Below are 13,059 nucleotides of genomic sequence, written 5' to 3'. Positions count from 1 at the left end.
TCTCGCTGCCGTTGCTATCGAACTCAATGGTCGTCCACGCAAAACGCTCGACTGGGATACCCCAGCCGAGCGCCTTGGTGCTTTACTCAAGTCCTAGCCGTGTTGCGACGATCCGTTGAAACCGCCACTGCTTCTGGGCCCTTACTTATTGAGTTGAGATTAGCCGCGCACCACGCGGTTCACGGCACTCACGATTGCCTTGAGTGAAGCAGTCGTGATTGATGGATCAACACCTACGCCCCACAGAGTTTTTCCTTCAAGGGTGCATTCGAGGTAAGCGGCAGCCTTGGCATCGCCACCTGCGCTCATTGCATGTTCTGCATAGTCCAGAACGCGTACATCAATGCCGTAGCCATTGAGCGCTTCGCAGAATGCAGCGATTGGGCCGTTGCCTGTTCCTGTAAGCGCAACTTCCTTGCCTTCGTCAGTGATGACCACTTCAACGGTGGTGTCACCATCGACAGCAGAGTCTTGCTTCACTGATTTGAGTGCGAAGCGGCCCCAAGCTGCAGCAGGATCTGGCAAGTATTCTCCTGAGAAGATGCTCCACATTTCGTTCGGAGCGACTTCGCCACCTTCGTCATCAGTAACTTGCTGCACGACGCGCGAAAATTCAATCTGCAAACGACGTGGCAATTCGAGCTTGTGCTCTGTGCGCATGATGTATGCGACGCCGCCCTTACCGGACTGCGAGTTCACGCGGATCACAGCTTCATATGTGCGGCCGACATCTTTTGGATCGATTGGCAGGTAGGGAACTTCCCAGCGATGCTGGTCAACGGAAATGCCAAGTTCGGCAGCTTCCTTTTCCATCGTGCGCAGACCCTTATTGATGGCGTCTTGATGTGATCCGCTAAATGCGGTGTACACCAGATCGCCTCCGTATGGATGACGCTCATGCACTGGGATTTGATTGCAGTACTCAACCGTTCGGCGAACTTCATCAATGTCACTGAAATCAATTTGTGGGTCAACGCCTTGGGTCAGCATATTTAGGCCCAGGGTTACCAAACAGACGTTGCCCGTGCGCTCGCCATTGCCAAAGAGGCAGCCTTCAATGCGATCAGCGCCTGCCATGTAGCCAAGTTCAGCAGCAGCAACTGCGGTTCCGCGGTCGTTATGCGGATGGAGCGAAAGGATGATTGAGTCGCGGTCATTGAGATTGCGGCTCATCCATTCAATTGAATCGGCATACAGGTTTGGTGTGGTCATTTCCACCGTTGCTGGCAAGTTAATGATCATCTTGCGATCCGGTGTTGGCTGAAGTACCTCAATCACCGCATTGCAAGCCTCAAGTGCAAATTCCAATTCAGTACCCGTGAATGATTCAGGGGAGTACTCAAAGAAGATCTCTGTTTTGCCAACCATTTGCTCGGCATGCTTCTTCACCAACTGCGCACCATGAACTGCAATATCAACGATGCCTTCTTTATCCAAGCCAAAGACCACGCGGCGCTGGAGCACTGATGTGGAGTTGTAAAAGTGCACAACGGCTTGTTTTGCACCATCAAGTGCTTCAAAGGTGCGTTCGATTAATGATTCGCGCGCTTGAACCAAGACCTGGATGGTGACGTCATCAGGGATGTGACCGTCTTCAATAAGGAGGCGAAGGAAGTCAAAGTCGGTTTGTGAGGCTGAAGGGAAACCCACTTCAATTTCCTTGTAACCCATGGAGACCAGCAACTTGAACATGCGCAGTTTGCGATCCGGGGTCATTGGGTCGATCAGGGCCTGGTTGCCGTCACGAAGGTCAACCGCACACCAACGCGGTGCCTTGGTGATTTCGTGGTCGGGCCAGGTGCGGTTCTCCAGTGGGGTGGTACGAAAGGGCACGTAACGACTGAAGTTCATGCCTGAAGGCTGTTGGCTGGCATTTGCTGCTTGGAAAGACGTGGTACTCATCGCGGGCTCCTAGTGAATTTCGATTGGCCTACCGGCGAACGCGAATCCCGCGACGAGGGGCCGGTTGGTCAGGCCTCGCCGCGGCAGCGAAGGAGCAGTGCGCGCGTCATAGTGCTGCCAATAGTAGCAGCGCTCGTAACAAACCGAAAAGGTCATCGTGATGGGGGCAGGATCGATAACTTTCGCCCGGATAGAGTTTGGCCCCATGTCGACGAACTTGAACTTGGCCCTCATCCCTGGCGATGGCATCGGAACCGAAGTAGTGGTTGAAGCCATGAAGGTGCTCAATGCGATTGCTCCAGCTGCAGGTATCACCGTGACCAGCACGGAATATGACCTTGGCGCTCGCCGCTACAACACCACAGGTGAGTTGTTGCCAGATTCAGTTGTTGAAGAACTTCGCGGCTATGACGCAATTTTGTTGGGTGCTATCGGCGACCCTTCAGTGAAGCCAGGCATCCTCGAGCGCGGTGTGCTGTTACCGCTTCGCTTCATCATGGATCACCATGTGAACCTTCGCCCAGTGCGGTTGTACCCGGGCGTGGTTGGTCCGTTGGCTGGCAAGACCACCAAAGACATTGACTTCGTGGTGTGCCGCGAAGGCACAGAAGGCCCTTATGTCGGCGCAGGCGGCGTACTTCGTGAAGGAACTGAACATGAAGTGTCGACAGAGGTCAGCCTCAATACCTATTACGGTGCGGTACGCATCATTCGTGACGCTTTTGAGCGCGCTACGCATCGTCGCAACAAGGTCACGTTGGTTCACAAGACCAACGTGCTGGTCTATGCGGGTAACACATGGCAGCGCGCGTTCAACGATGTCGCCAAGGATTACCCACAGGTTGAAACCGACTACTGCCACGTTGACGCGGCTTCGATGTTCTTCCTCACCCAACCAGAGCGATTCGATGTTGTGGTGACCGACAACTTGTTTGGCGACATCCTCACCGACATTGGTGCAGCAATCGTTGGTGGCATTGGACTTGCTGCGTCAGGCAATATCGATCCAACCCGCAAGAACCCAAGCATGTTCGAACCGGTTCACGGCTCAGCACCAGATATCGCAGGTCAAGGCAAGGCGGACCCAACGGCCACGGTGCTGTCCCTTGCAATGCTGCTTGATCACGTGGGTCAAAAAGAAGCAGCAGTCTGGGTTGAATCCGCAGTGTCCGATGATCTTGCAACGCGTGGAGATTCGGTGCGCTCAACTTCAGCAATCGGTGATGCACTTGCTGCTGGAGCTCTCGCTAAGTCCAAGTAATTTTTATTCGTAGTCGGTAGCCTTACGTGCTGCATCGGTGAAGGAGAGTCATGTCGAGCCAAGATCAACCAGTAGGCGATGAGTTATGGCCTATTGAGTTGAAGCCATCGCACAATCCGCTCCCTGCTGGGCAGCGCGAGGCGATCTTGGCTAACCCAGGCTTCGGGAAGTACTTCACCGATCACATGGTTACCGCCGATTGGACCGAAGATCTTGGGTGGCATAACGCTCAACTCGTTCCCTATGGGCCACTGAGTTTGGATCCAGCTACGAACTTCATGCACTACGGCCAAGCGATTTTCGAAGGGCTAAAGGCCTACCGTCATGAAGACGGTTCAATCAAAACCTTCCGTCCAATCGCCAACGCAGAACGTTTCCAGAGATCAGCTCGCCGTCTAGCGATGGCTGAACTCCCCATTGAACTGTTCTTGGCCTCGGTGAATGCGCTCGTGCAGCAAGACGCAGCTTGGGTTCCAGGTGGCGAAGATCAGTCGCTTTACCTTCGCCCGTTCATGATTTCAACTGAAGTGGGTCTGGGTGTTCGCCCGGCTAATGCTTATAAGTACCTCTTGATCGCGTCTCCTGCGGGTGCCTACTTCCCACAGGGAGTAAAGCCAGTATCCGTGTGGATTTCTGATGACTATGTGCGAGCAGCACCTGGTGGCACGGGCGAAGCCAAATGCGCGGGCAACTACGCCGCCTCACTCATCGCCCAAGCTGAAGCGGCTTCGCATGGGTGTGAACAAGTGGTGTGGCTTGACGCTGTCGAGCGCAAGTGGATTGAAGAAATGGGTGGGATGAACCTGTACTTCGTGTACGGGTCGGGGGAGAACGCCCGCTTAGTCACGCCAACGCTTACTGGATCACTCTTGCCCGGTATCACTCGAGATTCCTTGCTGACGGTAGCCGCGGATCTTGGGTATTTGGCCACTGAGAATGCCATCAGTGTTGATCAGTGGCGAGATGGCGCCGAAGCTGGTGAGATCACCGAGGTGTTCGCATGCGGCACTGCCGCTGTCATCACGCCAGTTGGTCACGTGAAAAGCCGTAAGAGTGGGCATTGGGAAATCAATGAAGGCCAGCCAGGTCCAGTCACGATGCGGTTGCGCGAGGCACTGCTCAACATCCAGACCGGTCAGGTGCCCGACAAGCACCAGTGGTTACACACCATTTGCTAGTCAAAGCCCCTCTCGAGGGGGTCTAGCCCCATATGGGGCAGTTGTGGCATGATGGGTATGTGCTTCACCACGGCATCATCATTAACTAGCGCGTTGACCATTCGTCAACGCGCTGCCCTTCGCACCCTGCGGGGGGTTTTTTCGTTGATAGTGCCAATTCGCTCAATACGGTAAGGAAAGAACTCATGGCCCGCTCCGACGCTTTTCACCTGTACGACACCACACTGCGCGATGGTGCTCAGCGTGAAGGTATTTCGTACTCAGTGAACGACAAGCTCGCTGTTGCGAAATTGCTTGACGAATACGGTGTCGGATTCATTGAAGGTGGATGGCCTGGCGCAATGCCAAAGGACACTGAGTTCTTCCAGCGTGCACAAACTGAACTTGATCTAAAGAACGCTCAGCTCGTTGCTTTTGGTGCAACGCGCAAGGCTGGCAAGTTGGCACATGAAGATGCTCAGGTTAAAGCCCTCCTTGATTCAGGTGCTCCGGTCATCACCCTTGTTGCCAAGTCCGATGTGCGTCACGTGATCGAGGCACTCAAGACCGACGTCGATGAAAACGAGCGCATGATCGTTGACACAGTGAAGTTCCTGGTGGGTGAAGGTCGTCGTGTGTTCGTGGATATGGAACATTTCTTCGACGGTTACAAGCACGACTCTGATTACGGCGTACGCATCTTGGTTGCTGCTGCAGAAGCAGGTGCAAGCGTCGGAGTGATGTGCGATACCAACGGCGGCATGTTGCCGGTTGGTATTTTTGAAACGGTTACTGATGTAGCCAAGCGCTCTGGTGTGCGTTTGGGTATTCATTGCCAAGACGACACCGCTTGCGCGGTTGCTAACACAGTCACGGCTGTATCCGCAGGCGCAACCCATGCACAGTGCACAGCGAATGGTTATGGTGAGCGCACCGGTAACGCTGACCTTTTCTCGGTTGCTGCAAACTTGCAACTGAAGATGGGTATCGATGTACTGCCTGAAGGTTCGTTGCGCGAAACCGTACACATCTCACATGCGATTGCAGAGATTGCAAACATTGCGCCAAACAGCCACCAGCCATATGCGGGCTCATCCTCGTTTGCACATAAGGCTGGGCTGCATGCTTCAGCGCTGAAGGTCAATGTGGAGCTTTACAACCACATCGATCCCACTCAGGTAGGTCACGTACAGCGCGTGCTTGTAACCGAAATGGCAGGCCGAGCATCAGTTGAACTCAAGGCTGAAGAGCTGGGTCATGATCTTTCACAGAAGCCTGAACTGGTCACTCGAGTTGTGAACAAGGTCAAGGAACTTGAATCAGAGGGATGGTCATTTGAAGCAGCAGATGCTTCATTTGAATTGCTGTTGCTTGCTGAAGATGGTGTTGAGCGAGGCTTTGAGGTTGAGTCTTGGCGCACGATTGTTGAACAAAGTGCCGATGGCGGCGTTGATTCAGAAGCAACCGTGAAGGTTCATGCCAATGGTGAGCGTGTTATTTCGACGGCTGAAGGCAATGGCCCGGTTAACGCTCTCGACAACGCCCTGCGTGCAGCACTTTCACAGGTGTACCCGGAGTTAGCCGAACTTACCTTGATCGACTACAAGGTTCGCATCCTCGATGGTGGCAGTGGTACCAATGCAGTTACACGTGTACTGATCGGTACAACTGACGGTGAAGCTGACTGGACCACAGTTGGTGTCCACGAGAATGTGATCGCAGCTTCGTGGAAGGCGTTGGACGACGCAGTTCGCTTCGGTCTGCTCCGCGCAGGCCGCACAATTGCTGCCGAGTAACGCGGCAATTACTCGTCGGTAGACTGCTGCGGTGCGTATTTGTCGGTTTGCTGTCAATGATGAGTTGTTCTATGGGGTTCTCGAGGGGCTAGATGCCGCTGGGGAACCAGGTGATGAAACAGTCATAGCGGTACTCGATGGTCATCCATTCAACGGGATCAACCCTGATGGACGCTTTGTGCGCTACCAAGATGTCCGGCTCGTTGCGCCTGTGCTACCAACCAAGGTCATTGGCATTGGCAAGAATTACGCAGCGCATGCCGCTGAAACCAACCTCGGGGCGGTACCTGTCGAGCCCCTTATTTTCTTAAAGCCAAACACTTCGGTTGTTGGTCCGGGTGAACCAATTCAAATGCCTTGGCAATCTGAGCAGATCGAGCATGAAGCAGAACTTGCGATCGTGATTGGTCGGGTGTGTAAAGAAGTGCCAAAAGAGCGCGCTGCTGATGTGATCTTTGGTTACACCTGCGCTAATGATGTGACCGCTCGTGACCTCCAACATGCTGACGGCCAATGGACCCGGTCAAAGGGCTTTGACTCGTTTTGCCCGCTTGGGCCGTGGATCGAAACTGAATTTGATTGGGAAGATGTCTCCATTCAATGTTCGGTGAATGGCAAGGTTTTCCAAGATGGCACGACCAATGACATGGTCTTCGACATTGCAGCCATTGTTGAGGCGGTAAGTAATGCGATGACCTTGCTGCCTGGTGATGTGATTTTGACTGGATCACCTTCAGGCACATCTGTCATGAAGGCCGGCGACACCGTCGCAGTGAAAATTTCAGGTATTGGCACTCTTAAGAATCCGGTGGTTGATCGTGACTGATGTGCGCGTTCGTTTTTGTCCCTCGCCTACAGGAAATCCGCACGTTGGCATGGTGCGAACAGCACTATTCAACTGGGCTTTTGCTCGCCACGTTGGTGGCACCTTTGTGTTCAGAATCGAAGATACCGACAGCGCTCGCGATTCAGAAGAGTCATACGACGCACTTTTAGATTCTTTGCGCTGGTTAGGGCTGACCTGGGATGAAGGCCCAGAAGTTGGCGGCCCATATGGTCCGTATCGTCAATCACAGCGCCTGGATATCTACGCTGATGTTGCTGCGAAGTTACTGAATGGTGGATTCGCTTACCGTTGCTATTGCACTGCAGAGGAACTTGATGCACAGCGCGAACTAGCGAAAAAAGAAAATCGTGCACCGGGCTACGAAGGTACCTGTCGTGATCTCACCGCAGATCAACGTGTCGCCTTCGAAACTGAAGGACGCACGTCAGTGGTGCGCTTCAGGATGCCAGATCGCGATTGCACTTGGAATGATCTCGTTCGTGGAGAAGTGACCTTTGGTCATGAACATGTGCCTGATTACGTGTTGGTGCGCGGCAATGGTGAACCTCTTTACACGCTGGTGAATCCTGTCGACGACGCGATGATGCGCATTACGCATGTGTTGCGTGGTGAAGATCTACTGTCTTCAACTCCTCGACAAATTGCACTTTATGAAGCACTTGCTGCCATTGGAGTCAGTGATGGAACGACACCACTGTTCGGTCATCTGCCATATGTGATGGGCGAAGGCAATCGCAAGCTCAGCAAGCGCGACCCAGAATCTGCTTTGTTGATGTATCGCGAAGAGGGTTACCTACCTGAAGCACTACTGAACTATCTCGCGTTGCTTGGGTGGTCGATGGGGGATGACCAAGAGTTCTTCTCAATGGAGCAAATGGCAGCGGCTTTCCAGATTGATCGCGTAAGCGCTAACCCCGCGCGCTTTGATTTAAAGAAGTGCACATCAATCAACGGCGACTGGATTCGATCCCTTTCTGTTGACGACCTCATTGCACGCATCGTGCCGCGCTTGGCCGATGCTGGCCTAGTGAGCAATCCACCAAGTGTGGATCAGCAAGCGATTCTCAACGAAGCGGTTCCACTCATTCAGGAACGGTTGGAGAATCTCAAGCAAGCGGTAGGGATGCTCGGATTCTTGTTAGTGCAGCCTGATGAATTCACTCTCGATGAAGCAGATGCCAAAGCAGTGCTTGGTGAAGATGCCGACGAGACCCTTGCTGCAGCAATATCCGTGTTGGAGCAGCTACCTGAATGGTCAACGGACGCAATTCATGAGGCACTTAAAAGTGCTTTGGTGGAAGGCCTAGGACTTAAGCCAAAGTTTGCATTTGGCCCAGTGCGAGTAGCCATAACCGGTCGTCGTATTTCTCCACCGTTATTTGAATCAATGGAAATTCTTGGCCGTGAAGTTTCACTCGCCCGTTTGAACAGCGCGCGCAGCGTGCGTTAGTACGCCTCGTTTGCGCTGATCGAACACTGCAACAAGGAGTGGTGCCACGAGCATCACTACGACTCCAACCAAGATCAGTGTGAATAAAGAAAATGTCACACCGATTGGTCCGAACTGTTGTGCCTGAGACTCAAGGGTGCGCGGCATGTAGATCGCAGCCCAAATCACGATGCCCATGTGTCCGACGCTGCTCAGGATGGCTGACGGGATCAGCAGTCGTCGGCTGATGCTGGGAACAAGTAGGCGAATGCTGATGAATTCACCGAAATACCAAAATGCAAACATGGCGAACCCGGCAAAGAATCCAACGCCAAGGTCGCTATCGCGCCAAAGATTGCGCAGTCCCGAACTCAGGGCGAACATCACGACTTGCAGGAGCACCCACACCACGCCTCGCCACACTTCTTTAGGGAGCAGTGATGGAAGTTGAAAGATCGCCCCATAGGTACGTGAGAGTTTGCGTGAAAGGGAAAAAGCCGAATAGGTCGTGATGAGTACCGCGACCCAAGAGATGGCGAAAGTTTGGGCAGGTGAGTCAAAAAGGGAGGTCACTGCATCAGCGGCGGCACCATCAAGGCCAAATCTCTCAATGAGTTGATTGGCCACCACGGTGCCATCTGACCCAGCAAAGACCGCCACAATCAAGATCACCAAGGGCAGTAGGGCCACGAAGGCCTGGGCAGCCAGCCCAAAGGACCGGTCCAAGAGTTCGAGTTCGAAGAAGCGTCGAAAAGCCGCGACGGGGTATGAATTGAGGGCCCATTCCAGCATGGGTTAAGCATGGTGGTCTGGGCATTAATACCGTCGTATTTGGGCCGGCGCATGACAACAATTCCCTCGCGTATACTTCTCGCTTGTTCCCATGGGGTATGGGGTAATTGGCAGCCCAACTGATTCTGGTTCAGTTAGTCTAGGTTCGAGTCCTGGTACCCCAGCGAGTGTGTAAATCTTCGTGATTTCACCTTAGGTATTGGCTCAATTCCAATATCTGCGCTTCACGGCCCCGTTGTGTAGTGGCCTAGCACGCCGCCCTCTCAAGGCGGTAGCGCGGGTTCGAATCCCGTCGGGGCTACTTGGCTCCCTCCTAGTGGAGGGGGCCAATAGTTTTTAGCCTGTGATCGCTGCGCCCAGTTGAGCTGCCGCGGCGAGGAGGGCAGCAATGTGAGATTTCGTTGGTTGAGCTAGCGGGTCAATTGGTCCAGAGATCGACATGGCTGCAACCACTATTCCTGTGCTGTCGCGGACGGGTGCCGCAAGTGAAGCAACGCCAGGTTCACGCTGGGCAATGGATTGCGCCCAGCCACGCTTTTGCACCAACATCAGGTCCTTTTTTGTGAATGTCGCCCCTTGCAGAGTCAATCGTTGGTCTTCGGTGTCCGACCAGGCGCACAGCACTTGGGCCGCGGATCCTGCTTTCATCGTGAGTAGGGCTCCGACAGGAACGGTGTCGCGAAGACCCCGCGAGGGTTCGGCTGCAGCGATACACACGCGCTCTTGGCCGACTCTGCGATACACCTGAGCGCTGACGCCAGTGGCATCACGCAGTTCCCGGGCAATGGTGGCAGCGGCATTGACCCATGAGGCTTGGGGAGTGGCCCACTGGTTGAGTTGAGGTCCCAAGATGAACTGGCCGCGGTCATTACGGGCGAGCACGTGATGGGATTCCAGGGCTACCGCCAAACGATGCACTGTCGGGCGGGCTAGCCCTGAGGCTTGAGCTAGCTCATTGAGGGAGAGCGGCTCGATAGCCAAGCAGTCAATGAGTGCGACAACTTTGTCTACGACGCCGACTCCGCTAGAGTTGTCCATACCTTGATATTGCCGTCTCACATAGTGAGATGTCAAGTATCGACACCTAAAGGAGAAGTAATGGCGAAGACGCTGGCCGAGAAGGTCTGGGAAGCACATGTGGTGCGCAGAGCTGAGGGTGAACCCGATCTGCTGTACATCGATTTGCATCTCGTGCATGAAGTAACAAGCCCGCAAGCTTTTGATGGTTTGCGTGCGACAGGTCGAGCAGTTCGTCGACCTGAACTCACGTTGGCAACTGAAGATCACAACGTGCCGACCACAGACATCTTGAAGCCAATTGCTGATCCAATTTCCAAGGCTCAGGTTGATGCACTTCGTGCGAACTGTGCCGAGTTTGGCGTGCCAATTTATTCACTAGGAAACGTCGAGCAAGGCATCGTGCACGTTGTTGGCCCGCAGTTAGGTCTGACCCAACCAGGCATGACTGTTGTGTGTGGCGATTCGCATACATCAACACACGGTGCTTTTGGTGCGCTTGCGTTTGGCATCGGTACTTCTGAAGTTGAGCACGTACTTGCAACACAGACTTTGCCGTTGAAGCCTTTTAAGACCATGGCAATCAATGTTGATGGCGATTTGCCTGTTGGAGTTACTGCCAAAGACATCACGCTTGCTGTCATCGCAAAGATCGGCACTGGTGGCGGTCAGGGTTATGTTCTTGAATACAAGGGCTCAGCGATACGCGGCTTATCGATGGAAGGTCGCATGACCGTGTGCAACATGTCGATTGAAGCTGGCGCACGCGCGGGCATGATCGCGCCAGACGAAACCACCTTTGCGTACCTCAAGGGTCGCGACCGCGCCCCTGCAGGCGCAATGTGGGATGAAGCTGTCGCCTACTGGTCAACCTTGCCATCTGATGCTGATGCAAAATACGACGCAGAAGTGTTCATCGATGCCTCGACCCTGAGTCCATTCGTCACTTGGGGTACGAACCCAGGTCAGGGCTTGCCATTGACGTCAAATGTTCCATCGCCTGCAGATGCAGTGGATGAAACTGATCGCGTTGCCATTGAAAATGCACTTGAGTACATGGGTCTTACCGCAGGCATGCCATTGCGCGATATCAAGGTAGACACAGTGTTTGTTGGTTCATGTACTAATGGACGCATCGAAGATCTTCGTGCCGTGGCCGAAGTTCTCAAGGGTCGCAAGGTTGCTCCAGGTATGCGCATGCTCGTTGTTCCTGGTTCAGTGCGCGTGAAGCACCAAGCTGAGGCTGAAGGCCTTGACGTCATCGTCAAGGAATCTGGCGCCGAATGGCGTGAAGCCGGTTGTTCAATGTGTTTGGCGATGAACCCAGACAAGTTGGCACCGGGGGAGCGCAGTGCTTCGACTTCGAACCGCAACTTCGAAGGTCGTCAAGGACCAGGTGGGCGAACTCATTTGGTTTCACCTGCAGTTGCCGCCGCAACCGCAATCAAGGGTCATCTCGCTGCTCCGGCAGATCTGTAAGGGAAAGGGAAAACATCATGGAAAAGTTCATTACCCATACCGGCACGGCTGCACCATTGCGTCGCAGCAATGTTGATACCGACCAGATCATCCCTGCGGAATACCTCAAGCGCATTACGCGTCATGGATTCGAAGATGGCTTATTCGGTGCTTGGCGCAAGGATTCAGACTTCGTCTTGAATCAGCCTGCATATCAAGGCGTATCAATTTTGATCGCGGGACCAGATTTTGGTACCGGGTCATCACGTGAACACGCAGTTTGGGCTTTGCAGGATTTCGGTTTCAAGGTTGTGTTGTCCTCACGATTCGCGGACATTTTCAGAGGCAACTCCGGCAAGGGTGGATTGCTTACCGGCCTTGTAGATCAGGCTGATATTGAACTGTTGTGGGCCGCTGTTGAAGCTAATCCTGCATTGGAAGTCACGGTGGATCTGGATAAGCGTGAGGTGCGCGCAGGAGATCTGACCGCAACTTTTGAGGTCGATGATTACGTTCGTTGGCGCTTAATGGAAGGCCTGGATGACATCGGGATCACCATGAAACACGGTGATGTGATTGCTGAATTTGAAGCAAAGCGTCCGGCTTTTATGCCAACAACTGCGTAACTGCAATTTTCATGATGTTACAGATGTGACTCATGTGACTTGTGTGACTCGTCGGGGAACTCGTCGGGAGTCATTGGTGGTGCGAATCACTAATGATTCCAACATGTTTTCCCCGGCGAGTCTTCGCAGTTGTGAGCACTTTTCATGGCTAAATATGAGGTGTCGACAACGGGTCGACCTACCACCCTCCGGAGGGGTTTTTCTGTGAACAAGGCTGAACTGATTGAAGAAGTAGCACTGCAGCTCGACCTGAGCAAGCGCCAGGTTGCTGAAGTTGTAGAGGCTTTCCTCGACGAGACCAAGAAGGCTGTTGCTGGCGGCGATCGTGTTGCTATCAGCGGCTTCGGCATCTTCGAGCGCGCAGAGCGCAACGCTCGCTTGGGTCGTAACCCACGCACCGGCGAAACCGTGAAGATCAAGGCAACCAAGCTTCCTAAGTTCCGCGCAGCTGCTGAGTTCAAGGCAACTGTTGCTGGCTCAAAGAAGGCTGCACCAGCAAAGAAGGCAGCAAAGAAGGCTGTTGCTAAGAAGGCAGTGAAGAAGGCTGCACCAGCAAAGAAGGCAGTAGCAAAGAAGGCTCCTGCTAAGAAGGCTGTAAAGCGCACTGGCCGTCGCTAGTCGTTACTAACAAAGGGCCCCACCGTTCATGAACTGAACCCCCTTAGTTGGACTCGTAATTGGGAGTCTGACTGAGGGGTTTGGTTTATGGGTAAGGAGAGGTTGCCTGAAGCCGTCCGTGTGGCGGCTCAGGCTTTGTTCGATCAAGGATGTGGC

Annotated in this window: 11 protein-coding genes and 2 tRNA genes; 10 read left to right on the top strand and 3 right to left on the bottom strand. The window is 53.7% G+C overall.

The window, feature by feature from the left end; translation table 11 throughout:
• Positions 1 to 159 precede the first annotated feature (159 nt).
• Positions 160 to 1,902, bottom strand: coding sequence for a 2-isopropylmalate synthase (leuA, locus tag PHN51_12485; GenBank protein MDD2819596.1), 1,743 nt, complete (start codon positions 1,900 to 1,902; stop codon positions 160 to 162).
• A gap of 205 nt (positions 1,903 to 2,107) precedes the next feature.
• Here leuA and PHN51_12480 point away from each other — a divergent pair, with 205 nt between their 5' ends.
• The 5 genes from PHN51_12480 (at position 2,108) to gltX (ending at position 8,413) form a co-directional block, all read left to right on the top strand.
• Complete coding sequence (locus PHN51_12480; protein MDD2819595.1) at positions 2,108 to 3,163, top strand: 3-isopropylmalate dehydrogenase; 1,056 nt, start codon at positions 2,108 to 2,110, stop codon at positions 3,161 to 3,163.
• Between the two features lie 50 nt (positions 3,164 to 3,213).
• Positions 3,214 to 4,341 (top strand): branched-chain amino acid aminotransferase, encoded by a 1,128-nt coding sequence (locus tag PHN51_12475; GenBank protein ID MDD2819594.1) that lies wholly within the window; start codon positions 3,214 to 3,216, stop codon positions 4,339 to 4,341.
• A gap of 185 nt (positions 4,342 to 4,526) precedes the next feature.
• The gene (gene cimA / locus PHN51_12470) at positions 4,527 to 6,116 is read left to right on the top strand and encodes a citramalate synthase (GenBank protein ID MDD2819593.1); all 1,590 of its coding nucleotides are present in this window, start codon (positions 4,527 to 4,529) and stop codon (positions 6,114 to 6,116) included.
• A 31-nt stretch (positions 6,117 to 6,147) separates the two neighbouring features.
• Positions 6,148 to 6,942 carry a fumarylacetoacetate hydrolase family protein gene (locus tag PHN51_12465; GenBank protein MDD2819592.1) on the top strand — a complete coding sequence of 265 codons (795 nt, stop codon included), beginning with the start codon at positions 6,148 to 6,150 and terminating at the stop codon, positions 6,940 to 6,942.
• Positions 6,935 to 8,413: a glutamate--tRNA ligase gene (gltX, locus tag PHN51_12460; protein MDD2819591.1), complete on the top strand. Its 1,479-nt coding sequence runs from the start codon at positions 6,935 to 6,937 to the stop codon at positions 8,411 to 8,413. Before PHN51_12465 ends, gltX begins: the two co-directional genes overlap by 8 nt.
• Here the strand turns inward: gltX and PHN51_12455 are convergent.
• Positions 8,375 to 9,184, bottom strand: coding sequence for a hypothetical protein (locus PHN51_12455; GenBank protein ID MDD2819590.1), 810 nt, complete (start codon positions 9,182 to 9,184; stop codon positions 8,375 to 8,377). The genes gltX and PHN51_12455 overlap by 39 nt on opposite strands.
• Positions 9,185 to 9,276: 92 nt before the next feature.
• Here PHN51_12455 and PHN51_12450 point away from each other — a divergent pair.
• Positions 9,277 to 9,348: transfer RNA gene (locus PHN51_12450), tRNA-Gln, on the top strand.
• A gap of 64 nt (positions 9,349 to 9,412) precedes the next feature.
• Positions 9,413 to 9,485 (top strand) — tRNA-Glu (locus PHN51_12445).
• A 35-nt stretch (positions 9,486 to 9,520) separates the two neighbouring features.
• Here PHN51_12445 and PHN51_12440 read toward each other — a convergent pair.
• Positions 9,521 to 10,222 carry an IclR family transcriptional regulator C-terminal domain-containing protein gene (locus PHN51_12440; protein ID MDD2819589.1) on the bottom strand — a complete coding sequence of 234 codons (702 nt, stop codon included), beginning with the start codon at positions 10,220 to 10,222 and terminating at the stop codon, positions 9,521 to 9,523.
• Positions 10,223 to 10,282: 60 nt separating this feature from the next.
• On the opposite strand from PHN51_12440, the gene leuC reads away from it, so the two are divergent.
• The 3 genes from leuC (at position 10,283) to PHN51_12425 (ending at position 12,903) form a co-directional block, all read left to right on the top strand.
• Positions 10,283 to 11,680 (top strand): 3-isopropylmalate dehydratase large subunit, encoded by a 1,398-nt coding sequence (gene leuC / locus PHN51_12435; GenBank protein MDD2819588.1) that lies wholly within the window; start codon positions 10,283 to 10,285, stop codon positions 11,678 to 11,680.
• Positions 11,681 to 11,697: 17 nt separating this feature from the next.
• Entirely contained in the window at positions 11,698 to 12,285 is a 588-nt protein-coding gene (gene leuD / locus PHN51_12430; GenBank protein MDD2819587.1) for a 3-isopropylmalate dehydratase small subunit, read from the top strand.
• Between the two features lie 204 nt (positions 12,286 to 12,489).
• The gene (locus tag PHN51_12425) at positions 12,490 to 12,903 is read left to right on the top strand and encodes an HU family DNA-binding protein (GenBank protein ID MDD2819586.1); all 414 of its coding nucleotides are present in this window, start codon (positions 12,490 to 12,492) and stop codon (positions 12,901 to 12,903) included.
• The last annotated feature ends 156 nt before the right edge of the window (positions 12,904 to 13,059 follow it).

The organism is Candidatus Nanopelagicales bacterium (genome assembly GCA_028687755.1).
In the GTDB taxonomy this organism is placed as follows: domain Bacteria; phylum Actinomycetota; class Actinomycetes; order S36-B12; family S36-B12; genus UBA11398.
The sequence above is the reverse complement of the archived record's forward strand: the minus strand, read 5'-3'. Positions and strand labels throughout refer to the sequence as shown.